Source organism: Bradyrhizobium sp. USDA 4532 (assembly GCF_024171315.1).
GTDB classification, from domain to species: Bacteria; Pseudomonadota; Alphaproteobacteria; order Rhizobiales; family Xanthobacteraceae; genus Bradyrhizobium; species Bradyrhizobium australafricanum.
Window position 1 is genome coordinate 778898 of sequence record NZ_JALJZN010000001.1, and the last position, 23413, is coordinate 802310.

Consider the following 23413-nt stretch of genomic DNA (forward strand, 5'->3'; position numbering starts at 1 on the left):
GCAAAATACCGCTGACGCTGAGGCAAATGGGTGTCGGTCATCTTCACAATTTCGCGTGGCGGCAATCGCCCGATTCTCGCAGCTGGTTCCCCCCGGGGCTGCCCCGGTGCGTCGTACATAGGCCGTCTGCGGATGGCTACATGCCGACAATGCAGTGCTCGCGACACCAAAATGGTGTATCGGCAGGCTCTGGCGCGCTCAAGACACGGGCAGGACGCGGCCCGGTGCGACACAATCAAGATATCGCAAGATTTGGAGGAAGGTTCATGTCGGCTCTGCCACTCTCGGGCATCAAGATTCTCGACCTGACGCGGGTGCTCGCGGGCCCGCTGTCGGCCCAGATGCTGGCGGATCTCGGCGCCGAGGTGATCAAGATCGAGCGGCCCGGCGGCGGCGACGATGCCCGCGCCTTCGGCCCGCCCTATCTCACCGATCCCGAAGGCAAGCAGAACAACAACAACTCGTTCTACCTCTGCGCCAACCGCAACAAGAAGTCGGTCACCGTCAACATCGCCAAGCCGGAAGGGCAGGCGATTATCCGCGAGCTCGCCAAGACGGCCGACGTGATGATGGAGAACTACAAGGTCGGCGACCTCAAGCGTTACGGTCTCGACTACGAGACCATCAAGCAGCTCAACCCCGGTATCATCTATTGCTCGGTGACGGGTTTCGGCCAGACCGGACCTTACGCGCCGCGCGCGGGCTATGATGCGATCCTGCAGGCGATGGGCGGCCTGATGAGCGTCACCGGCCATATCGACGGCGAGCCGGGCGAGGGCCCGATGAAGGTCGGCCCCTCGATCGTCGACTACATGACCGGCATGAACACCTCGATCGGCATCCTCTCGGCGCTCTACCATCGCGACGCCAACAACGGGGAAGGGCAGCACATCGACGTCTGCCTGTTCGACACGGTGATCGCATCGCTGTCGCACTGGCTGCAGATTTACCTCGTCAATGGCAAGACCCCGCCGCGCCGCGGCACCTGGGGCAATGGCGGCATGCCGGCCGGCGTGTTCCGCTGCACTGATGGCGAGCTGATGCTGGTGGTCGGCAATGACGGCCAGTTCCAGCGCACCTGCGCCGTGCTCGGCGAGCCCGAGCTCGCGAACGACAAGCGCTTCGTCAAGAACAACGACCGCGTCGTGCACGGCAAGGAGATCATGGCGATCTTCGCCGGGCTGTTCCTGAAGCATCCGGTGGCCTACTGGCTGGAGAAGCTCGAGGAGGCCGGCGTGCCGTCCGGCCCGATCAACAATTTCGAGCAGGTGTTCAGCGATCCCCACGTGCAGTCGCGCGGCATGCGGGTCGAGGTCGACCATCCGTTCGAGCCGAACCTGTCGCTGATCCGCAACGCGCTGACCTTCTCGGGCACGCCGATCACCGAGTACCGCGCCCCGCCGCTGTTAGGGGCCGACACCAAGGACGTGCTGGCGACCATCGGCTATGACGACGCCAAGGTCGAGGGACTGAAGGCGCAGGGGATTCTGTAGGCGCTGACTTCGAGGCCGCGGGCGGTGGAGTTTCTCCGTCATCCTGAGGTGCGAGCTCTTGCGAGCCTCGAAGGATGAACGGCCCCGCTGGTGGCCGTCGACCCTTCGAGACGCGCGCAAGGGCGCGCTCCCCAGGGTGAAGGGACCAGGGTCGTCATTCCGCAACAACACTTCGACCAGCATCGAAGCATCATTGACATCCGCCTGCTAGGTTGGCGCCATCGATCCTCATCGAAGGTGCCAATCATGAAACGGGAAGTGGTCCGCGTCGAACCGATCTCGAGTTGGCTGGAGCGCTGGAAGGCGCCGGCATCGCCGGTGACCCGGGCCGGCAACATGGTGTTCGTCTCTGGCCTGCCGCCGTTCGATCCCGCGACCGGCGAGTTCGCCGCCGGCGCGTCGATCGAGCGGCAAAGCGAGCTGGTCATGGAGCAGCTCAAGCAATGCCTCGAGGCGGCCGGCGCCACGCTCGACAATGTGATGAAGTGCAACGTGTTCTGCACTTCGGCAAAGCACTTCACAACCTTCAATGCAGTCTATGCAAGGTACTTCCCGCACCAGCCGCCGGCGCGGATCTTCGTCTGCATCCCGGAATGGACCGGGTCATTCGACGTCGAGATCGACTGCATCGCGATGGTGTAAGGGCAGGGCGCCGCAGCGGCGCCCTCGCTTCACAAATCCTGCCGCGTCAGCCGCCCGTGCATCGCGACCGGTCGCGGCGCTGGCTTGCTCGGCACGTCGCCCATCGTCAGCGCCATCACCGAGACCGTGACCACGCGATCGATGATGCCGCGGACGTCGTCCAGATCGCATTTGCCTTCCGACAGCCGCAGCAGGCGTTCCTTCTCGCGGATGGTGTGGTGCGCCATCGCGAGCGCGAAGTGCAGGCCCCAATAGAGCTCGGTGTCGCTGCTGGCCGGCATCGCGCGGCGCATCGCCGCGGCGAACTTGCGCAGGTGATCGACCTCGCGATTCTTGATGCGGCGGATCGGCGGCACGGATTCGATCGAGGCGCGGATCATGAACCGCGCCGCGGTCGAGCCCTCGCGATCCGGCCCGAGGCAGCCGCGCAGGGTGGGGCCGACGAGGGCGCGCATGATGTCCTCGATCGAGGCGCGGCCGCCGCCTTTTTCCTCCGCCGCCCGCAATTCGTTGAGGCGCTCGCGGTTGGTCTGGATGCTGCGGGTGACGAACAGCTCCGCGATCAATTCGTCCTTGGAGCCGAAATGATAGTTCACCGCAGCGAGGTTGACGTTCGCTTCCGCGACGATGTCGCGCAGCGTGACGTCGCCGAAGCCGCGGTCGGCATAGAGCCGCTCGGCGGCGGCGAGAATGGCGGATCGGGTCTGGTCGCTGGCCATGGCTGAGAGCCTCCGGTCATTCCGGGGCGATGCGCAGCATCGAACCCGGAATCTCGCTCCACAATTTCCGGATTCCGGGTTCAGCCCGGCGGGCTGCCCCGGAATGACGAACGCAAGGTTGCATTTCAAACATTTGTATGAAACTATCGTTTGAACGGTCGGAAATGTCAATCCGCGGATCGCGGGGCAGCATTCTGGCACACCGCCGCCGCCCTTTCGCGAACGCCCTTGCGAGCCGCTGAGGCGGGGTCAACAATGTCGGGAAATGGCTACGGCCCAGGTCAGCGGCCCAAGTCTAGGAAACGAGGAGCGTCCCATGGATTTCACGATGTCGCCCAAGCAGAAGGAGTGGCTGGAGCGCGTTCAGGCCTTCATGAAAACGCACGTTCGGCCCGCCGTGCCGATCTACGACAAGCAGGATGCCGAGGGCCCGCGCTGGAAGGTGATCCCGATCCTCGAGGATCTGAAGAAGAAGGCGAAGGCCGAAGGCCTCTGGAACATGTTCATGCCGCCGTCCTCGCATGAGGACGATGAATTCCACGGCGCGGGATTGACCAATCTCGAATACGCGCTGCTGTCGGAAGAGATGGGTCGCATCTCCTGGGCTTCGGAAGTGTTCAACTGCTCCGCTCCCGATACCGGCAACATGGAAGTGTTCATCCGCTACGGCACCAAGGAGCAGAAGCGCAAATGGCTGCGCCCGCTGATGGACGGCGAGATCCGCTCCGCCTTCCTGATGACCGAGCCGGCGGTCGCTTCGTCCGACGCCACCAACATCGAGACCCGGATCGAGAAGGACGGCGATCACTACGTCATCAACGGCCGCAAATGGTGGTCGTCGGGCGTCGGCGATCCTCGTTGCAAGATCGCGATCCTGATGGGCAAGACCGACTTCAACGCCGCCAAGCATCAGCAGCAGTCGCAGATCCTGGTGCCGCTCGATACCCCCGGCATCAAGGTCGAGAAGATGCTGCCGGTGTTCGGCTTCGACGATGCGCCGCACGGCCACGCCCAGGTGCTGCTCGAGAACGTCCGCGTGCCGAAGGAAAACATCCTGCTCGGCGAAGGCCGCGGCTTCGAGATCGCCCAGGGCCGTCTCGGTCCGGGCCGCATCCATCACTGCATGCGCACCATCGGCCAGGCCGAGGAGGCGCTGGAGAAGATGGTGAAGCGGCTCGCCTCGCGCACCGCGTTCGGCAAGAAGATCATCGAGCATTCGGTCTGGGAGCAGCGCATCGGCGATGCCCGCACCGACATCGAGATGAACCGTCTGCTCTGCCTCAAGGCCGCCGACATGATGGACAAGGTCGGCAACAAGACCGCACAGGCCGAGATCGCGATGATCAAGGTCGCAGCTCCCAACATGGCGCTCAAGATCATCGACCAGGCGATCCAGGCCTTTGGCGGCGGCGGCGTCTCCGACGAAGCAGGGCTCGCCCGCGCCTATGCCCACATCCGCACGCTGCGCCTGGCGGACGGTCCGGACGAGGTGCACAATCGCGCCATTGCCAGACTTGAACTTCGGAAGTATGCAAACACGTCGCACTGAGCATGATGCGGAACGCATGGCGTTCGCGCGCACATCGTGCTCAGAATGAAAAAGAGAGATCAGGCTGGCGTGCCAGCCTGATTGAGGGAGCGCCCCGACGCGCTCCTTGAAAAATCGAGTTGAGGGAGCGTCATCGTGGCGGACGGCGTCAGGAAAGACGAAGAATTTTCCGGCACAAGGGAAGTCGAGGAGCGCCATCGTATCAACGAGGCTAGTCTCGACGCCTGGATGAGGGAACACGTCGAAGGCTATCAGGGGCCGCTCACGGTCCTGCAGTTCAAGGGTGGCCAGTCCAACCCGACCTACAAGCTCGAGAGCCCCGGGCGCAACTATGTGATGCGGCGCAAGCCGTTCGGTAAATTGTTGCCGTCGGCGCATGCGGTCGATCGCGAGTTCCGCGTGATCGCGGCGCTCGGCAAGCAGAATTTCCCGGTCGCGAAAGCCTACGCCCTGTGCACCGACGATGCAGTGATCGGCTCGGCCTTCTACGTCATGTCGATGGAGGAGGGGCGGGTGTTCTGGGATCCGACGCTGCCGAGCCAGGAGCCCGACGCGCGCCGCAAGATCTTCGCCAGCAAGATCGAGACGCTGGCCAAGCTTCATCTGTTCAATCCCGAGACGATCGGCCTCGGCGACTTCGGCAAGCCCGGCAATTATTTTGCGCGGCAGGTCGATCGCTGGACCAAGCAGTACCGCGCCTCCGAAACGCAGCACATTCCCGAATTCGAGAAGCTCGCCGAGTGGCTGCCGAAAACCGTTCCGGAGCAGAAGCGCGTCTCGATTGTGCATGGCGACTATCGCCTCGACAACATGATCTTCCACGCCACCGAGCCGCGGGTGCAGGCGGTGCTGGACTGGGAATTGTCGACGCTCGGCGATCCCATGGCCGACTTCACCTACCTGTTGATGCAGTGGACCATGCCGGGCCTCGTCAATGCCGACCTCAAGGCATTGAACATTCCGAGCCAGGATGAAGCGGCGCAGATCTATTGCGACGTGACCGGCATCCCGGTGCCGGACCTGAACTGGTATTTCTCCTACAACCTGTTCCGCCTTGCCGGCATCACGCAGGGCATCGCGGGCCGGGTTCGCGACGGCACCGCGGCGAATGCCAAGGCCCTCGAGTCGGCCAAGCGCACCGTGCCGCTGTCGCAGGCGTCATGGGAATACGCGCAGAAGGCCGGCGCAACCTGATCCAAGAATGCGGCGCGATCCAACAGGGCTCGCGCCGCTTTTCTTCTTATCTCGCCCCGCTTGCGGGGAGAGGTCGGATCGCATGCAGCGAAGCGAAGTGCGATCCGGGTGAGGGGGAGTCTCCGCAACTCGTTTGCCGCCGTCTGTGCGGAGCAAGCCCTTCACTCAACCCACTAAGAGCGAGCTGCGCTCGTCTTGACCCGGCAAGAGCGGCGCGAGGGAGCAGCAGGCCGATCGCGATTCCAAAGGCTCGCGCCGCCGCTGCAAGGTGCGGCATGTTTCCGCATTGTAGCCATCTGTGACTTGAGTTCGCGCTGCCGCTTTGGCAAGTCAGTCCGGTCAACGCCCGCCCTGGTCCTGATCGGACATTTTCATTTTGGCTCTTTCCTCCAATCTTCGCGGCAGCCTGTTCATGGCTGCGGCCATGGCCAGCTTCACGGTCAACGACACCATCACCAAGGCGGTGTCGGCGGAGCTCAACATCGGCGAGATCCTGCTGGTGCGCGGCCTGGTTGCGATGGTGCTGGTCGCGGCGCTCGCCTGGTACCGTGACGCGCTGCGCAGTTTCAGCGTGCTGCTGATCTGGCCGGTCGGGCTGCGCGTCCTTGGCGAGATCGGCGGCACGCTAACCTATCTCTCCGCGATCGCGCAGATCCCGCTCGCCAACGCCTCGGCGATCTTCCAGGCGCTGCCGCTGGTCATCACGCTCGGTGCGGCGCTGGTGTTCGGCGAGCCGGTCGGCTGGCGGCGCTGGCTTGCGATCGCGGCCGGCTTCATCGGGGTGCTTGTCATCGTTCGGCCCGGTGCGGGAGGCTTTAGCCAGGCTGCACTCTTGGCGCTGGCGTCGGTCGGCTTCTGCGCGGTGCGCGATCTCGCCACCCGCCGTATCCCGAAAGAGCTGCCGACCGTGTTCATCACGCTGCTCACCACCATGACCGTGACGACGGCGGGTGCTGTCGTCCTTGTCCCGCTCGGCGGCTGGCGGCCGCCGTCCGGCACCGCGCTCGGTCTGCTCATATTGGCCGCGGTCCTGATCCTGATCGGTTATCAGTGCATCATCGTGTCGCTGCGCACAGGCGACATCTCGGCGGTGGCGCCGTTCCGCTATACCGCGCTGCCGTGGGCGATGCTGACGGGCTATCTCGCCTTCGGCCACAAGCCCGACGGTCCGATGCTCGCGGGCGCCGCGATCATCGTGGCCTCCGGCCTCTATGCCTTCTACCGCGAGCGCAAGCGCGACAAGCTCCGTCCCGCCGCAACGGGACCGGGGCTACCGCCGGACGGGTTGTGAGGCATCCGTGATCCTACGCAATCATTTGCAAATCACTTGGCGCAATGTGCGATCAGCCGTGCGACGAATGCGCCGCACGCCTCGAGCTGCGACATCTCGACGAACTCATCCGGCGTATGCGCCTGTGCGATCGAGCCGGGGCCGACCACAACGGACGGCACGTCCGCCATGCTGACGAACAGGCTGGCCTCGGTGCCGAAGGCAACCTTGGCGTGGTCGTTGCGGCCGGCAAATTGCTTGGCGAGCGTGACGATGGCGGCGTCGGCGGCGGTGTCGAGCGCGGGGTAGTCGAGGATCTCCTCGAAGTCGATGCCGCAGTCCGGATGCCGCTTGCGCATGTCAGGCTCGATCTCGGCCTTGGCCCAGGCGATGATCGCGTCCGTCACCTCTCTCGACTCGGTGATGCCGATGCCGCGGCACTCGAATTCCACCACGCATTGGTCCGGCACGATGTTCAGCGCGGCGCCGCCATGCACGATGCTGGTGAGCAGGGTCGAGTGCGGGACATCGTAGAGGCTGCCTTGTTCGGCATCCGCGGTCAGCAACGCGGCGCGGCGGCGGATTTCGGCGATCAGGTCGGCGGCATATTCGATGGCGTTGACGCCGTCGGGCGCGATCGAGGAGTGGCGGGCGAGCCCGCGGAACGTGGCGCGCACGCCATGCTTGCCCTTGTGCCCGATGATCACCTGCATCTGGGTCGGCTCGCCGACGAAACAGCCGAGCGGCTTGATCGGCTTGCGCGCGACCTCGCGCAGCATCGGACGCACGCCGACGCAACCGATCTCCTCGTCATAGGAGATGGCAAGATTGATCGGCGTCTTCAGATCGGCCGCGAGCATCTCGGGAACCATCGCGAGGCAGACGGCGACAAAGCCCTTCATGTCGGTGGTGCCGCGGCCGTACAGCCGGCCGTCGCGCTCGACGAGCTCGAACGGGTTGTGGCTCCAGTCCTGTCCCACAACTGGCACGACATCGGTATGCCCCGACAGCACCAGCCCGGCCTTGTCCTCAGGGCCGACAGTGACCCACAACGAGGATTTCTGCCCGGTTTCATCGACGATGCGTTGCCCCGCGAGGCCAAGCGAGGCGAGGTAGCGCTCGATGTAGTCGATCAGGGGCAGATTGCTGCGGTCGCTGACGGTGTCGAACGCGACGAGGTCGGCCAATAGCTTGCGGATGCGGTCGGAACGTTGATTTTGCATTGCCTGTTCGTTTGCGAGGGATTGTGCGAGGAATGACGAGTGTGCGAGCGATCCTGCCAGCGAAGTATAACAGCTGGTGGGCCTGCCGAGGCCAAGCAATATTCGGACCGTTGCCAGCGGTTATTGGAGGTCCAGGCGTGTAGATGGGTAGAGCGAAGCGAAACCCATCTAATATATCCGCGCGGTGAGATGATGGGTTTCGTGAAGTTTATCATCGGGTCGCGCGGTTGCGCGGACCTGGAGCGGAACGAAAGGCAAGACTCGGGCGATTCATGTCGCGAGAATGCGAAACTGTTCCCCATTCTCGGCTGTCATCGACCGGCTCGGACCGGGCGATCCAGTACGCCGCGGCCTCTCGGCCCAAGCACAGACGTCTCTGGAGTACTGGATCACCCGCATGCGTATGCGCAGGTGATGACACCGCATTGTTTGGCACTTGAATGCGAACCATCTCCAGCGTCGTCCCGGCGAAGGCCGGGACCCATTACCCCAAATGCCAATGAATGCGCGACGCTGGGGCAACAGCCTTCTTCAACCACTCGACCCTGTGATTATGGGTCCCGGCCTTCGCCGGGACGACGGTCGTGAATGTGGAGCCATCGGGGCCGCAGCCGGGATAACCACTGGAGACTGCCCTTGCTAGATCGGCTTGCCCGTATACGGCATCGATGCGGTGAGGCCGCCGTCGACCGGGATGGCCTGGCCGTTGACGTAGGACGCTTCATCGCTCGCCAAAAACAATCCCATCGCGGCGAGCTCGTGCGGCTGGCCGGCGCGCTTGAGCGGATTGAGCTGGCCGATCTTGTCCTGGGTGCCGCGCTCCTTGGCGCGATCGAACACCGGCTTGGTCATGCCGGTTTCGATCAGGCCCGGGCACACCGCATTGATGCGCACGCCGGTGCCGGAGAGCGAGTAGGCGGTGGTCTGCACCAGGCTGATGACGCCGGCCTTGCTCGCGCCGTAGGGATGTCCGCTGGCACCCGACTTCAGGCCCGCGACGGAGGCGGTGCAGACGATCGAGCCGGAACCTTGCTTCGTCATATGCGGAATCGAATGCTTGATCGCGAGGAACGGGCCGATCAGATTGACGCGCAGCACTTCCTGCCAATGTTCGACGGTCTGGTCGGCGAGCGGGACGAGGCCGCCGCTGACGCCGGCATTGGCCCAGATCGCATCGAGCTTGCCGTACTTCGAAACCGCCTTCTCGATGAAGGCCTTCACGTCGCTCTCCGAGCCGGCATCGGCGGTGACGGCCTCGACGGTGCCGCCGGCATCGCGCACCAGCTTGGCGGTCTCGTTGACGCCCTCGGTGCGATCGACCGCGATCAGCTTGGCGCCTTCCCTGGTGAACAGCAGCGAGGCGGCGCGGCCGATGCCGCTGCCAGCGCCGGTGATGATGACGGATTTGCCTTCGAGGCGGCCCATGAGTTTCTCCCTGTTCACGTGATTAGTTCGGGTGGTCCTTGGCGAGTCTGCCGCGCGGCGGAATTCAAACAAAATTTCAAACGTCCGAAGCACTTGAGACGGTGTGCGGCGTGACGTACAGCGAGACGGGACACTATTGAAGGGCTCATCCGATGTCCAATCCAGACAAGCCTGAGGTGACGGTGACGCGGTGGTGGTGGGTTCGTCACGCGCCGGTGCGCAGCGACGGCGGCAACATCTACGGACAAGAGGATATCGACTGCGACACCGGCGATGTCGAGGTGTTCGAGGCGGTCGCCAAGATGCTGCCGCGCGATGCGGTCTGGTATTCGAGCAATTTGAAGCGCACACACAAGACTGCGGACGCGATCTGGACTGCCGGGTTTCCAAAGCCTGAAAGCATGACGCAGGAACGCGACTTCGCCGAGCAGCATCTCGGCCAATGGCAGGGTATGAACCGCGCCGCGTTTCTCGCCAGTCGTCCGCCGGGTACGGCCTGGTTCGCCGACGTCAACGATCCCGCGCCCGGCGGCGAGAGCTACATGGATCTCTACACCCGCGTCTGCCGCACCATTGTGCGGATCACCGCCGCGGAAGCGGGCAGGAATATCATCGCCGTCGGCCATGGCGGCGTGATCAAGGCCGCGGTCGGGCTGGCGCTCGGCGGCCAGCCGGACAGGGGGCTGTCGTTCGATATCGATAATGTCTCGGTGACGCGGCTCGATCACATCGCGAGCGCCGGCCTGTCGACCTGGCGCTTGCCGATGGTGAACCAGCAGCCGTGGATTGCCGATCCGCGCCACGCCGCGATGCATCAGCCGTCCGGGCCTGAAGTCAGGCCGGCGAGCAAGCTTGCGTGATCGTCATTCCGGGATGGTCCGAAGGACCAGACCGCAGATGCGCAATTGCGCATCGGGGAATCTCGAGATTCCGGGTCGACGCTGGTGCGTCGCCCCGGAATGACGCTAAGACGAACACTTAACATCAGGGAGAGAAACATGACCTTGTTCGACATGAAGGGAAAAGTCGCCGTCATCACCGGCTCGACGCGCGGCATCGGACGCGCGATCGCCGAGCGCATGGCCGAGCACGGCGCCAAGGTCGTGATCTCCTCGCGCAAGGCTGACGTCTGCGAGCAGGTGGCGAAGGAGATCAACGACAGCTACGGCAAGGGCACCGCGGTTGCGATCGCGGCAAACATCTCGTCGAAGGAAAACCTGCAGAACCTGGTCGACGAGAGCAACCGCGCCTTCGGCAAGATCGACGTGCTGGTCTGCAACGCGGCGTCGAACCCGTATTACGGTCCACTCGCCGGCATCTCCGACGATCAGTTCCGCAAGATCCTCGACAACAACATCGTCGCCAACAACTGGCTGATCTCGATGGTGGTGCCGCAGATGATCGAGCGCAAGGACGGCTCGATCATCATCGTGTCCTCGATCGGCGGCCTGAAGGGCTCGACCATCCTCGGCGCCTACGCGATCTCCAAGGCTGCCGACATGCAGCTCGCGCGCAACCTCGCCTGCGAATACGGCAAGCACAATATCCGCGTGAACTGCATCGCGCCCGGCCTGATCAAGACCGACTTCGCGAAGGCGCTGTGGGACAATCCGGACAATCTGAAGGCCTCGACCGCACGCTCGCCGCTGCTGCGGATCGGCGTGCCGGACGAGATCGCTGGCGCCGCCGTGATGATGGGCTCGCGCGCCGGCGACTTCATGACCGGCCAGACCATCGTGATCGACGGCGGCGCGACGATCAGCTGAGCATCACTCGTCATTCCGGGGCAGCCCGCAGGGCTGAACCCGGAATCTCGATGTTGTTGCGCGAGATTCCCCGATGCGCGATTGCGCATCTTAGGTTCGCGCCCCGGAATGACGGACTACTCCACCGCCGCATACACCCCGTTGCGCACCAGCGAGCGGGTATATTCGCGCTGGCCCGGGCCCTGCATCATGAAGACCGCGATCAGGTCTTCGCTCGGATCGATCCAGAAGAAGGTGCCGGCCATGCCGCTCCAGAAATACTGGCCGACCGAGCCGGAGAACGGCGCGATGCCCTGCTGCATGCGCACGGCGAAGCCGAGGCCGAAACTGTGGCCGGGCGACACCAGCGTGCCCTGGATCTTCACGCCGGCGCCGAGGTGATCGGAGGCCATGAATTCGAGCGTCTTGCGGCCGATGATCCTGGTGCCGTCGAGCGAGCCGCCGTTCAGCAGCATCTGCGCGAAGCGGGCATAGTCCATCGTGGTCGAAACCAGGCCGCCGCCGCCGGATTCCATCGCCGGCTTCTCCAGCATGTTGAACAGCTGCACCTTGTCGTTGGTCCAGGGATCGTTGGCAAAGGCCTCGGCGAGGCGGCCGGCATTGGCTTCTCCGGTGTGGAAGGCGGTCTCGGTCATCTGCAGCGGCGAGAGGATGTGCTCAGTGAGGTACGCGCCGAGCGTCTTGCCGCTGACGACCTCGATGATGCGGCCGAGTATGTCGGTGGAGCGGCTGTAGTTCCACTCGGCGCCGGGCTGGCAAACCAGCGGCATGCCGGCGAGCATGGTGGCGTGCTCGGCATTGGTGATCTTGCGGCTGCGCAGCCGCGACTGCTGGTAGAGCTGCTGCACCGGGCCGTTGCCGGTGTGGTCATAAGTAAGCCCAGACGTGTGGCGAAGCAGGTCCTGGATCGTCATCTGCCGCTGCACGGGTACCAGCTCGAGCTTGCCGTTGTTGTCGACGCCGACCTTGGTCTCGGCGAATTCGGGGATGAATTTCGCGACTGGGTCGTTGAGCAGGAAGTGGCCGTCCTCCACCAGCTGCATGATGCCGACCGAGACGATCGGCTTGGTCATCGAGAAGATGCGGAAGATCGTGTCATGGGCCATTGGCGCCGAGGCGGTCGGGCTTTGCCGGCCGATCGCGTCGAACCAGCCGATCTGGCCGCGCCGCGCCACCAGCACCGTCACGCCGGGCACGGTTCCCTTGTCGACCTCGCGGCGGAAGGTGTCGGACATCGCCTGCAGCCGCACGCTCGACAATCCGATCGATTCGGGCTTGGCGAGGGGAAGAGAGGGGGTGGTCGGGCTGGCGGCGTGCTTGGTGGCGGTTTGGGCGTTCATGGTCTCTCCCTGGTTCTTGATTCTTGCGGCGAGGTGCCGACACGGGGTGATCGCCGAAGTCTGGCGCAGAAGTTTTGCAATGAACAGAAGCTTCACCGCTTCGCCCTTGCAAACCGGCCATGCCCTGTGCTTGAAACGGCGCGAACCGGCGGCGACGCGGGTTCCCTGCAGGAGTGTAGCTCAATTGGTAGAGCACCGGTCTCCAAAACCGGGGGTCGCAGGTTCGAGCCCTGCCACTCCTGCCAGCCTTTTCCCAATCATTTGAATGCCTTGGCCGAGGTCCCGGACCCCGGCCATGATCCTGTTCGCCTACTTGATGAGCGGGCAGCCGCCGTCCTTCAGCGGCCGGAACGCCTGGTCGCCGGGCACTTCGGCGAGCACCTTGTAGTAATCCCACGGCGCCTTCGATTCCTCGGGCTTCTTGACCTCGAACAGGAACATTGAGTGCACCATGCGGCCGTCCTCGCGCACCAGGCCGTTGTCAGTGAAGGCGTCGCGGACCGGGGTCGCGCGCATCTTGGCCAGCACCGGCTTGGTCTCCTTGGTGCCGGCGGCCTTCACCGCGTTGAGGTAGTGCAGGGTGGCGCTGTAGGTCGCGGCCTGGTTCATCGTCGGCATCCGCTTCATGCGCTCGAAGAAGCGCTTGCCGAAGGCGCGGGTGCGGTCGTTGAGATCCCAGTAGTAGGCCTCGGTGATGATCAGGCCCTGCGCGAGCTTGAGCCCGAGGCTGTGGATATCCGAGATGAACATCACGATGCCGGCGAGGTTCTGCCCGCCCGCGACGATGCCGAATTCGGAGGCCTGCTTGATGGTGTTGATGGTGTCGGCGCCGCCATTGGCCATGCCGATGATCTTGGCCTTCGAGGCCTGCGCCTGCAGCAGGAAGGACGAGAAGTCCGGCGTGTTGAGCGGATGCCGCGCGCTGCCGAGCACCTTGCCGCCGGCGGCGCGGACCACGTCGCCGGTGTCGCGTTCGATCGAATGGCCGAACAGATAGTCGGCGGTGATGAAGAACCAGGTATCGCCGCCGTTCTTCACGATCGCGCTGCCGACGGTGTGGGCGTTGGCGTAGGTGTCGTAAGTCCAGTGCAGCGTGTAGGGCGAGCAGGACTTGCCGGTGATGTCGGAGCTCGCCGCATCCGTCACGATCATGATCTTCTCGAACTGCTTCGACATCTCCATGCCGGCGAGCGCGGTCGCCGAGGTCGGCAGGTCGATGATCATGTCGACATTCTCGGCCTCGTACCATTTGCGGGTGATGGTGGCGGCCACGTCGGCCTTGTTGAGGGCGTCGGCGGTGACGAGCTCGATCGGCTTGCCGAACATCGACCCGCCGAACTCCTCGATCGCCATCTTGGTGGCCTCGACATTGCCGGCGCCGCCGATGTCCGAATAGACCGACTGGAAATCCGTGAGCACGCCGATCTTGAGCGGCGCCTGCTGCGCGAGCACCGGCCCTGCCAGCACAGCCGCGATCAGGCCGGCGGCGGACAGACTCGTGACGATGGATTTCATGATGGTGTGCCTCCCCGAGGTGTTATGTCAGTTTGTCCGACAAAGCTAGATTTGCCCGGTTCCGGTGTCAATTCCGACCGCCCGGGTGCGACAATCAGGCCGAATATTGCCCGTTTGACGCCCCAAGGGCCTTCGCCTATCTTTTGTCCGACAAACGACAATCGGGGTCCGGGGGAGCTGAAGATGCCCACCACGCCGCTGTTCCGGCGTATCGATGTCGCGCCGGCCTATCAGAAGGTCGCCGACGCGATCGAACGCGAGATCATCAACGGGCGGATCAAGCCGGGCGAGCCGATCGGCACCGAGCAGCAGCTGGTTGCGCAGTTCGGCGTCAACCGCTCGACGGTGCGCGAGGGCATTCGCGTGCTCGAGGAGGGCGGGCTGATCCGCCGCGATTCCAGCCGCCGGCTGCAGGCCTGCCTGCCGCGCTACAACAAGCTCGCGACGCGACTGTCCCGCGCGCTGATCCTGCACGAGGTGACGTTCCGCGAATTGTTCGAGACCTCGATGACGCTGGAGGTCGCGAGCGTCGAGGGCGCGGTGGAGCGCGCGACCGAGGAGAACATCGCCGAGCTCGCCGGCAATCTCGAGCGCAGCGCAGCTGTCTTCGGCAATCCCGCGGCGCTGGCCGAGCTCGATGCGGAATTCCATGTGCTGATGGCCAAGGCTTCGCAGAACCGCGTGCTGCAACTGGCGCGCGAGCCCGCCGCGCAACTGTTCTTTCCGACCACCGAGATGATCGTGGGCGGCGTGCCCGAGGGCGGCGCGCGGCTGGTCGAGGCGCACCATCATCTGCTCGACGCGATCAAGCGGCGCGACAAGGAGGCCGGCGTGCTGTGGACGCGGCGGCACCTGCAGGACTGGCGGCGCGGTTTCGAGAAGATCGCCTCGCTCGATCGCTCGGTCGAGCACACCTACATGGAACACGCTTACGCCGCCCGGCAATAGCGACGGCGCGGCCAAGACAAGACGAAAACAACGACAACAAGCACATTTGGGAGGGACAAATGAGCGGAGACATCGCAGCAACCATCCAGCGCGCCCGCGGGCACAGCATCGGCGATCTGCTGCGCCGGTCGGCGAAGCGCTACCCCGGCAAGACCGCGCTGATCTGCGGCGCGGTGAGCTGGAGCTTTGCGGAGATGGACGCGATCTGCAATCGGCTCGGCCGTGGCTTGCTCGCGCTTGGCGTTGCGAAGGGCGATCGCGTCGCGGTGCTGTCGCGCAACTCGCACGGCTTCGCCGCGCTCCGCTTTGCGGTGGCCCGGATCGGCGCGATCCTGGTGCCGATCAACTTCATGCTCAATCCGGACGAGATCAATTTCATCCTCGCCAATTCCCGCGCCAAGCTGCTCGCGGTCGGCCCCGATTTCGTGGAGACGGCGCACGCTGCGGCCGCCAAGGGCTCGGTGGTCGAGACCTTGATCTGGCTGCCGGGCGAGGATCCGGCCACCGCACCCGACGGCATCACGACGTTCGACACCCTGCTGCACAGCGACGCCTCGGCGCCGGAGGTGTCGGTGGACAGCCGAGATCCCGCGCAGGTCATCTACACCAGCGGCACCGAGTCGCTGCCGAAGGGCGCGATCCTCACCCACGAAGCCGTTATGTGGCAGTATGTCAGCTGCATCATCGACGGCGGCATGGCGACCGACGATACGGTGCTGCACGCGCTGCCGCTCTATCACTGCGCGCAGCTCGACGTTTTCCTGGGGCCCGCGATCTATCTCGGCGCCACCAGCCTCATTACCGGCAAGCCGGTGCCCGACAATGTCCTGGCGCTGATCGCGGCCCACAAGATCAATTCGTTCTTCGCGCCTCCGACGATCTGGATCGCGATGCTGCGCTCGGGCGCGTTCGACCGCACCGACCTGTCGACCCTGCGCAAGGGCTATTACGGCGCCTCGATCATGCCGGTAGAGGTGCTGCTCGAGTTGCAGCGCCGGCTGCCCGAGGTGAAGTTCTGGAATTTCTACGGCCAGACCGAGATCGCGCCGCTCGCGACCGTGCTGTCGCCGGAGGACCAGCTGCCGAAGGCCGGCTCGGCCGGCAAGCCCGCGATCAATGTCGAGACGCGGGTGGTCAGGCCTGATATGACCGACGTCGGGGTGGGGGAGGTCGGCGAGATCGTGCATCGCTCGCCGCATCTGTTGTCAGGCTATTACAACGATCCGGTCAAGACTGCGGCCGCGTTCGCCGGCGGCTGGTTTCATTCCGGCGATCTCGCGACCATCGATGCCGACGGCTACATCACCGTCGTCGATCGCGTGAAGGACATGATCAAGAGCGGCGGCGAGAATGTCGCGAGCCGCGAGGTCGAGGAGATGATCTACCGGTTGCCTTCGGTGTCGGAGGTCGCGGTGGTCGGGCTGCCTGATCCGCGCTGGATCGAGGCGGTGACCGCGATCGTCGTGGTCAAGGCCGGCCAGAGCCTCGAGGCCGACGCCGTCATCAAGCATTGCGCGGCGTCGATGGCCCATTTCAAGGTGCCGAAGCAGGTCATCTTCGTGGATGCCTTGCCGAAGAATCCGAGCGGCAAGCTGCTCAAGCGCGAGCTGCGCCAGCGCTATCTCGGCGGCGCCACGCTCGACCAGGCGGTGCAGAAGAGCTTCGCCGGCTAGGCTGTCTATTGGCCAGCTGTCGCCGGCGCCTTGTCCGACCATTCCGGCGGCAAGCCGAGCTTGCCGGCGGCCATTCCGACCAGGCCGGGATTGCGGCCGAACGCCTCGCAGGCCGCGTATTTCGGCTTGCCGCCGAGCGTTGCGCCAATCTTGTCGAACGATGGCAGCTCCGGCGCCTTTCCGAATGGCGTCGCGCCGGTGACGACGAGCTTGCTGAAATCGTCGCTGAAGGAAGGGGCGAGATCGTAGGCGTCACCGGCGCTCGAGACCATCGGCGAGTTGGTGAAAGAATTCGCCCCGCGGGCCCAGATCATCGCCGCCTGCTGGCGGCTGGCCTGATCGCGCACCTCGGCTTCGACGGTCAGGCTGCCAAGCCCGACCGGCAACCGCGGCACCGGCACCGGCACGCCCGCGCCGAGCGCGCTCGGCAGGAAGCTGACCACCTTGGAAGTGCCCGCCGCGACCTCGTCGGTGGGCGCCGCCTGGGTGACAAGCGCGTGCAGGGACAGATCCGCAGGCTGATCGGGACCAACAACCTGCAGCCGCTCGCTCAGGCCGACGCACAGCGAACGATCGATCGCGTTGGCCACCAGGTGCCGCTGCTCCTGGGACAGCGTCGGCGACGCTGCCTGCGAGAAGTTCGTCGGGACGATCCGCACCGTCTTCGCGGCGAGGACCTCGTCCTTGTTGACGCGAACCAGCGATTTCGCCAGCACTCCGTCGGACGGCGTGAGATTGTCGTAGGATGCCAGTGACCCGCCTCGCGTCATCGGTGCGCTGGCACAGCCCGACAACAACACCATCGCAACCGCAGCGCCGGCAAGCAGGGATGACCGATTGGGCTGACCGTTGCGCGACGCCCGGCCCGTGCTCCGCGCATCAGTCGCAGCGCCCGGCAGAAATTCGATTCTCATGTACCCCTCGAACGACCGCTCACCCCACGAACGATCGAAGGTCACGATAGAGCAGGGCCGCCGGGGTCGGGATTAAGAGATATTAAGTCAGATGTAGCTCGCGAAACCGCGCGACCTATTTGAGCCACATTTGGCCGTGCAGGCTTAACAAAACGCTATATTTGCGTACTGCGCATCCGGGGCCGAGGCCTCTAAAATGCCGTGATGCAAATCCTGGAATACGACCTCGTGGCTTTCCCCGTCACCAACGCACGCATCCTCTGCGTCGAGGACGATGCCGATATCGCGCGCATGCTGGCTGAGGTGCTTGAGGACAACGGCTTCCGACCGGTGCTGGTCGGCTCGGCCGTGGAGATGGATGCGCTGCTCAAGCGCGAGAGCTTTGATCTCGTCGTACTCGACGTGATGCTGCCGGGCGAGGATGGGCTGAGCATCTGCCGGCGCCTGCGCATGTCGTCTTCGATTCCGATCATCATGGTCACCGCGCGGGGCGAGGACATCGACCGCATCCTCGGCCTCGAGCTCGGTGCCGATGACTACGTCACCAAGCCGTTCAATTCGCGCGAACTGGTCGCCCGCATCCGGGCGCTGCTGCGCCGCGTCGAGAGCGGCGCCACGTCGCGGTCACGGCCGCGTCCGCTGACCTTTGCCGGATGGCGCATCAACCCCACCACCCGTGAGCTGCATGACCCCGCGGGCGTCCGGATCACGCTGACCGGTGCCGAGTTCGATCTGCTGCTGGCGTTCTGCCGCAATCCTGGGCAGGTGCTGTCACGCGAGCAATTGATCGAGCAGGCCTTCGGCGGCCTGATCGCCTCAGTCGAGCGCAGCGTCGACGTTCATATCAGCCGCATCAGGCAGAAGATCGAACCGGATCCGAAGGACCGCTCGATGATCAAGACGGTGCGGCTCGGCGGCTACCTCTTCACGCCTGCGGTCGAGCAGATATGATGGGATGGGCGCAGCGGCTGATGCCGCGCAGCGTCGCTGCGCAACTCATGAGCCTCGTCGCGCTCTCGGAACTGATCGGCATCACGCTCGCGGCGGTGACCATCATTTTTCTGTTCGATTCTCCCTCGATCACCGACACGCAGAAGTTTCTTGCCGGGCGGGTCGCGGAGCTCACGCAGCTCGTGCGTTCCACGAAGACGCCGGCAGACGCGGATGAACTGCTGGCCGCAGCCAGGCGCGGCGGTCTCGACGTCAGGCGCGTCGCCTTGGGCGAACTGGTGCCTCGAACAGCCGCAGAGACGCGGTCGTTTTCCATGCGAGCGTTCCGGCAACTGGCTGCCGAGCCCGGAATTGAATTGATGGAGGATCTGCGCCATCCCGCAGGCTCGTCGTCACAGGTGATCGTGAGACTCGACGATGGCCACGCGCTGATGGCCGATGTTGCGGTCAAAGGCGGCCTTTGGTCCACTTTGCTCCGCCCGCTGGCCGGGGGGACGATCATCGTGCTGATCTCGATGCTGCTGCTGTCGGTCTATGCGGTGCGTTGGGTGATCGCGCCGCTGGCCGATGTCGCGCGTGCCGCGACCTCGTTCGGCCGCTCGCCGCGGGCTCCCGAGGTGCTGCGCCGGCGCGGTCCGCTCGAGATCGCCCAGGTCGCCGACGCGCTGAACGACATGCGCACGCGTATCGCAGCGCTGCTCGACGACCGCACCCGCATGCTCGCCGCCATCAGTCATGACCTGCGGACGCCGCTGACCCGGCTCAGGCTGCGCACCGAGCGCGTCGGCGACGACACCCTGCGCCCGGCGATGCTGGGCGATATCGCCAAGATGACGCGCATGATCAACGAGACCCTGGAGTATCTGCGCGAGGATGCCCGCTCGGAGGCGGCGTCGTTCATCGACCTGCCGAGCTTCCTGCAGACCATCTGTTCGGACTTCGCCGACATGGGCCACGCGGTATCCTATGCCGGGCCGGCGCGTCTGCCTTATGCCTGCCGGCCCCGCGCGCTGTCGCGCGCCGTCACCAATATCGTGGAGAATGCGGTCAAGCACGGCAGCAAGGTCGCGGTGACGCTTCGCCCCATGGAGGTCGGCCACATCGAGATCGAGGTGGCGGATGACGGTCCGGGCATCCCAACTGCGCTGCACGACAAGGTATTCGAGCCCTTCTTCAAGGCCGACAGCGCCCGGCAGGAGGGGGGCTTCGGGCTGGGGCTATCGATCGCGCAGGATATCGCCAAGCGCCATGGCGGCAGCATCGCTTTGAGGCTGCGGGAGCCGAGCGGACTGCTCGTATCGATGCTGCTGCCGCCAAAACCCGGCCTGGCCTAGAGGGGCGAGACGAACGACGCTGATCCCGCCAGGACGCCAGGGGATCGCAGGGCGCCGGCTAAGCCCTTGATTTGGAGAGACCAATGCCCGATCTCCCCGAACCGGGCGGGAGCCGGACCCGACCCCGCCGACCTTGACGTTTGGCCGGTCTCGCAGTAGATACTCGCCACTCGCAGCCGGCCCGCTTTGATGGCGGATATCCGGCGCGGCCTAATTCCCCGAACATTCGAGCTCGTTTATCGGCTCAACCTTCCAAACGAGGGCTGGGTCCGCAAGGTCGGCTGTTCGGATTCCTTGAAACGTTGCAATCGTCCGGAGACGGACGCGGATCTCACGATGGCTTTCAGCCCGTTCAAATTCCTGCAGGAAGTGCGCTCGGAGACCGCCAAGGTCACCTGGCCGACGCGCCGCGAGACGACCATCACCACCATCATGGTGTTCGTGATGGTGGCGCTGGCCTCGGTCTTCTTCTTCGCCGCAGATCAGATCATCCGCTATCTGATTACCCTGATACTGGGCATCCACTGATGAGCATGGGAACTCAATTGATGGACAAGCGCTGGTACATCGTCCACGCCTATTCGAACTTCGAGAAGAAGGTTCAGGAATCGATCCGCGAGCAGGCCAAGCAGCGTGGGCTGGAAGAACTGTTCGAGCAGATTCTAGTGCCGACCGAGAAGGTCACAGAGGTGCGCCGCGGCCGCAAGATCGACGCCGAGCGCAAGTTCTTCCCGGGCTATGTGCTGGTGAAGATGAAGCTGACCGACGAGGCGTTCCATCTGATCAAGAACACCCCGAAGGTGACCGGCTTCCTCGGCGCGGAAAACAAGCCGATGCCGATCTCGGAAGCGGAGGCGATGCGGATCCTGCACCAGGTGCAGGAGGGCGTGGAGCGTCCGAAGGCGTCGGTGTCGTTCGAGATCGGGGAGAACGTACGCGTGGCCGACGGCCCGTTCGCTTCGTTCTCCGGCGTGGTGGAAGAAATCGACGAGGCGCGCTCGCGCGTCAAGGTCGCGGTGTCGATCTTCGGCCGCGCGACGCCCGTGGAACTGGAATTCGGTCAGGTCGAAAAGGTGGTCTGACCGGACGGCGCGGGGTATATGCCTCGCGTCAAGTCGAGAGGCCGTGGGAGGGAGGAGGCGGTCGCCAGCCCCTTCAACCGAACCACGGAACCTGAAACCGCCGGCACGTCCGGCACAACAGGAGTGATAAATGGCAAAGAAAGTGACCGGATACCTGAAGCTTCAGGTCCCGGCCGGTGCGGCGAATCCTTCGCCCCCGATCGGCCCCGCGCTTGGTCAGCGCGGTCTCAACATCATGGAGTTCTGCAAGGCGTTCAACGCGCAGACCCAGAAGGAAGAGAAGAACACCCCGATCCCGGTGATCATCACCATCTATGCGGACCGGTCCTTCACCTTCGAGATGAAGACCCCTCCGATGTCCTACTTCCTCAAGCAGGCCGCCAAGATCCAGTCCGGATCGAAGGCGCCGGGCCGTGACAAGGCCGGCCAGGTGACCAAGGCGCAAGTGCGCGAGATCGCCGAGAAGAAGATGAAGGACTTGAATTGCGACACCATCGAATCGGCCATGAAGATGGTCGAGGGCTCTGCCCGTTCGATGGGTCTGGAAGTTGCGGGGTAACGGGCCATGTCAATCGGAAAGCGTTTGAAGAAGGCCCGCGAGGGCGTCGATCGCGAGAAGCTCTATCCGCTCGCGGATGCCATCAAGATGGTCAAGGAGCGCGCCAAGTCGAAGTTCGACGAGACGATCGAGATCGCGATCAATCTCGGCGTCGACCCGCGCCACGCCGACCAGATGGTCCGCGGCGTCGTCAACCTGCCGAACGGAACCGGCCGTACGCTTCGTGTCGGCGTGTTCGCGCGCGGCGCCAAGGCTGAGGAAGCCAAGGCCGCCGGTGCCGACGTCGTCGGTGCGGAAGACCTGGTCGAGAAGGTGCAGGGCGGCGCGATCGATTTCGATCGTTGTATCGCCACGCCCGACATGATGCCCCTGGTCGGCCGCCTCGGTAAGGTGCTCGGTCCGCGCGGCATGATGCCGAACCCGAAGATCGGCACCGTGACCATGGACGTCACCAACGCCGTGAAGGGCGCCAAGGGCGGCTCGGTCGAGTTCCGCGTCGAGAAGGCGGGCATCGTGCAGGCCGGCATCGGCAAGGCCTCGTTCTCCGAGGACAAGCTGGTCGAGAACGTCAAGGCGCTCGCGGACGCGGTCTCCAAGGCGAAGCCGGCGGGCTCCAAGGGCACCTACATCCAGCGCGTGGCGGTTTCCTCCACCATGGGCCCGGGCGTGAAGGTCGAGCCGGGCACGATCCTCGGCTGAGGTCTCTGGCCGTGACGAGATTAAAGAGGGGCGGGACCGGGCAACCGGTTCCGCCCTTTGTTTTGCCAAAGCGTTTTCGATCGAAGTGGCTACCGGTTCGCGTGAAGAAAACGCGCCAAGACAAGATCTGAAGCCTCTCGCAAGAAAGAACAACAATGCCCGATAAGGTCCTGGTCTATTCACGCTTTCCCAAGGCCCAGCTGATCCGCTTCGGCGAGCGCTATGAGCTGCTGAACGCGGCGGGCAAGCGATTGGATGAAGCGTTCCCGGCGGCCGAACTCGCCGATATCCGCGCCATGATCACCGCGGGCGGCACGGCGCTCGGCACGGAGGCCATGGACATGCTGCCGAAGCTCGGCGCAATCGTCTGCTACGGCACCGGTTATGACGGCGTCGATCTCGCCGCGGCCGCCAGGCGCGGCATCGCGGTCGGCCACAGCCCGGGGGCCAATGCGGCCTCCGTCGCCGACACGGCGGTGACCTTGATGCTGGCGTCGGTGCGGCGGCTGCTGGTGGCTGACAATTACGTGCGGAGCGGCGACTGGGCCGGTGCAAAGCCGTCGCCGATGATGCGGCCGCAGGCCGGCATGCGCGGCCGCAAGGTCGGCGTCTACGGCATGGGCGAGATCGGCCGCAAGATCGCCGCCCGCGTCGCGGCCTTCGAGACCGAGGTCGGCTATTTCAGCCGCTCGAAGCAGGACGTGCCCTATCAATACTTTCCGACGCTGGAGGCGCTCGCCGATTGGTGCTGCGTGCTGCTGGTGGCCGTCCGCGCCGGCGCCGAGACCGAGCATGCGGTCAATGCCGACATCCTGCGCCGGCTCGGCAGCGACGGGTTCGTCGTCAACATCGCGCGCGGCTCGGTCATCGACGAGAAGGCGCTGGTCGCAGCGTTGACCGACGGCGTGATCGCCGGTGCCGGCCTCGACGTGTTCGCGAGGGAGCCACATGCGCCCGATGCGCTGACGGCGTTGCCGAACGTGGTGCTGTCGCCGCATCTCGGCGGCCACACGCTGGAATCGCACGTCGCCATGCAGGATTGCGTGCTGGCCAATCTCGACGCGTTCTTTGCCGGCAAGCCGCTCGCCTATCCGGTGGCGACGGCGGCCTGACCGGA

22 protein-coding genes and 1 tRNA gene are annotated in these 23413 nt (G+C 64.7%); 17 read left to right on the forward strand and 6 right to left on the reverse strand.

The genetic code is table 11. The features are described 5' to 3' along the window. Positions 1-266: 266 nt before the first annotated feature. Both J2R76_RS03705 and J2R76_RS03710 read left to right on the forward strand, forming a co-directional pair. A complete protein-coding gene (locus J2R76_RS03705) occupies positions 267-1493 on the forward strand; it encodes a CaiB/BaiF CoA-transferase family protein (RefSeq protein ID WP_076831417.1) in 1227 nt (408 codons plus the stop codon). Between the two features lie 246 nt (positions 1494-1739). After that, entirely contained in the window at positions 1740-2135 is a 396-nt protein-coding gene (locus tag J2R76_RS03710; RefSeq protein WP_076831414.1) for a RidA family protein, read from the forward strand. Between the two features lie 29 nt (positions 2136-2164). On the opposite strand, the gene J2R76_RS03715 is transcribed toward J2R76_RS03710, so the two are convergent. Then, a complete protein-coding gene (locus J2R76_RS03715) occupies positions 2165-2854 on the reverse strand; it encodes a TetR/AcrR family transcriptional regulator (protein WP_076831411.1) in 690 nt (229 codons plus the stop codon). 316 nt (positions 2855-3170) lie between these two features. On the opposite strand from J2R76_RS03715, the gene J2R76_RS03720 reads away from it, so the two are divergent. The 3 genes from J2R76_RS03720 (at position 3171) to J2R76_RS03730 (ending at position 6888) form a co-directional block, all read left to right on the forward strand. Continuing rightward, positions 3171-4403, forward strand: a complete 1233-nt coding sequence (locus tag J2R76_RS03720; protein ID WP_057019565.1) for an acyl-CoA dehydrogenase family protein — start codon at positions 3171-3173, stop codon at positions 4401-4403. Positions 4404-4538: 135 nt separating this feature from the next. Next, complete coding sequence (locus J2R76_RS03725; protein ID WP_057019564.1) at positions 4539-5597, forward strand: phosphotransferase family protein; 1059 nt, start codon at positions 4539-4541, stop codon at positions 5595-5597. A 376-nt stretch (positions 5598-5973) separates the two neighbouring features. Next, positions 5974-6888: a DMT family transporter gene (locus J2R76_RS03730; protein WP_076831408.1), complete on the forward strand. Its 915-nt coding sequence runs from the start codon at positions 5974-5976 to the stop codon at positions 6886-6888. 32 nt (positions 6889-6920) lie between these two features. Here J2R76_RS03730 and argE read toward each other — a convergent pair whose 3' ends face one another. Together argE and J2R76_RS03740 are read right to left on the reverse strand one after the other, a co-directional pair. Continuing rightward, the gene (gene argE, locus J2R76_RS03735) at positions 6921-8090 is read right to left on the reverse strand and encodes an acetylornithine deacetylase (RefSeq protein ID WP_076831404.1); all 1170 of its coding nucleotides are present in this window, start codon (positions 8088-8090) and stop codon (positions 6921-6923) included. A 639-nt stretch (positions 8091-8729) separates the two neighbouring features. Further along, positions 8730-9515 (reverse strand): SDR family NAD(P)-dependent oxidoreductase, encoded by a 786-nt coding sequence (locus J2R76_RS03740; protein WP_038380474.1) that lies wholly within the window; start codon positions 9513-9515, stop codon positions 8730-8732. 152 nt (positions 9516-9667) lie between these two features. Between J2R76_RS03740 and J2R76_RS03745 the strand changes: the two genes are divergently transcribed. Both J2R76_RS03745 and J2R76_RS03750 read left to right on the forward strand, forming a co-directional pair. Then, the gene (locus J2R76_RS03745; RefSeq protein WP_076831401.1) at positions 9668-10375 is read left to right on the forward strand and encodes a histidine phosphatase family protein; all 708 of its coding nucleotides are present in this window, start codon (positions 9668-9670) and stop codon (positions 10373-10375) included. Between the two features lie 138 nt (positions 10376-10513). Then, positions 10514-11281, forward strand: a complete 768-nt coding sequence (locus J2R76_RS03750) for an SDR family NAD(P)-dependent oxidoreductase (RefSeq protein WP_026192903.1) — start codon at positions 10514-10516, stop codon at positions 11279-11281. Positions 11282-11397: 116 nt separating this feature from the next. On the opposite strand, the gene J2R76_RS03755 is transcribed toward J2R76_RS03750, so the two are convergent. Then, positions 11398-12621 carry a serine hydrolase gene (locus J2R76_RS03755; protein ID WP_057019678.1) on the reverse strand — a complete coding sequence of 408 codons (1224 nt, stop codon included), beginning with the start codon at positions 12619-12621 and terminating at the stop codon, positions 11398-11400. A 169-nt stretch (positions 12622-12790) separates the two neighbouring features. On the opposite strand from J2R76_RS03755, the gene J2R76_RS03760 reads away from it, so the two are divergent. Continuing rightward, a tRNA-Trp gene (locus J2R76_RS03760) sits at positions 12791-12866 on the forward strand. A 64-nt stretch (positions 12867-12930) separates the two neighbouring features. Here J2R76_RS03760 and J2R76_RS03765 read toward each other — a convergent pair. Next, positions 12931-14136, reverse strand: a complete 1206-nt coding sequence (locus J2R76_RS03765; RefSeq protein WP_076831398.1) for an ABC transporter substrate-binding protein — start codon at positions 14134-14136, stop codon at positions 12931-12933. A gap of 183 nt (positions 14137-14319) precedes the next feature. Between J2R76_RS03765 and J2R76_RS03770 the strand changes: the two genes are divergently transcribed. Next, positions 14320-15084: a FadR/GntR family transcriptional regulator gene (locus J2R76_RS03770; protein ID WP_076831395.1), complete on the forward strand. Its 765-nt coding sequence runs from the start codon at positions 14320-14322 to the stop codon at positions 15082-15084. Positions 15085-15143: 59 nt separating this feature from the next. Further along, entirely contained in the window at positions 15144-16757 is a 1614-nt protein-coding gene (locus J2R76_RS03775) for an acyl-CoA synthetase (RefSeq protein WP_076831393.1), read from the forward strand. A gap of 5 nt (positions 16758-16762) precedes the next feature. Here the strand turns inward: J2R76_RS03775 and J2R76_RS03780 are convergent, their stop codons facing one another. Continuing rightward, a complete protein-coding gene (locus J2R76_RS03780; RefSeq protein ID WP_076831391.1) occupies positions 16763-17671 on the reverse strand; it encodes a DUF3313 domain-containing protein in 909 nt (302 codons plus the stop codon). A 204-nt stretch (positions 17672-17875) separates the two neighbouring features. Here J2R76_RS03780 and J2R76_RS03785 point away from each other — a divergent pair, with 204 nt between their 5' ends. From J2R76_RS03785 to J2R76_RS03815, 7 genes are all read left to right on the forward strand, one after another. After that, the gene (locus J2R76_RS03785) at positions 17876-18622 is read left to right on the forward strand and encodes a response regulator (RefSeq protein WP_057019557.1); all 747 of its coding nucleotides are present in this window, start codon (positions 17876-17878) and stop codon (positions 18620-18622) included. Next, entirely contained in the window at positions 18619-19956 is a 1338-nt protein-coding gene (locus J2R76_RS03790) for an ATP-binding protein (protein WP_143271117.1), read from the forward strand. The genes J2R76_RS03785 and J2R76_RS03790 overlap by 4 nt, the downstream gene beginning before the upstream one ends. Before the next feature lie 336 nt (positions 19957-20292). Then, the gene (gene secE, locus J2R76_RS03795; protein WP_028335448.1) at positions 20293-20484 is read left to right on the forward strand and encodes a preprotein translocase subunit SecE; all 192 of its coding nucleotides are present in this window, start codon (positions 20293-20295) and stop codon (positions 20482-20484) included. A gap of 20 nt (positions 20485-20504) precedes the next feature. After that, the gene (gene nusG / locus J2R76_RS03800) at positions 20505-21038 is read left to right on the forward strand and encodes a transcription termination/antitermination protein NusG (RefSeq protein ID WP_021081670.1); all 534 of its coding nucleotides are present in this window, start codon (positions 20505-20507) and stop codon (positions 21036-21038) included. Between the two features lie 130 nt (positions 21039-21168). Then, on the forward strand, positions 21169-21597 hold the full coding sequence (gene rplK / locus J2R76_RS03805) for a 50S ribosomal protein L11 (RefSeq protein WP_016840552.1): 429 nt from the start codon (positions 21169-21171) through the stop codon (positions 21595-21597). 6 nt (positions 21598-21603) lie between these two features. Next, a complete protein-coding gene (gene rplA, locus J2R76_RS03810) occupies positions 21604-22296 on the forward strand; it encodes a 50S ribosomal protein L1 (RefSeq protein ID WP_018272150.1) in 693 nt (230 codons plus the stop codon). Positions 22297-22451: 155 nt separating this feature from the next. Further along, positions 22452-23408, forward strand: coding sequence for a 2-hydroxyacid dehydrogenase (locus tag J2R76_RS03815; protein WP_057019555.1), 957 nt, complete (start codon positions 22452-22454; stop codon positions 23406-23408). Positions 23409-23413: the final 5 nt, after the last annotated feature.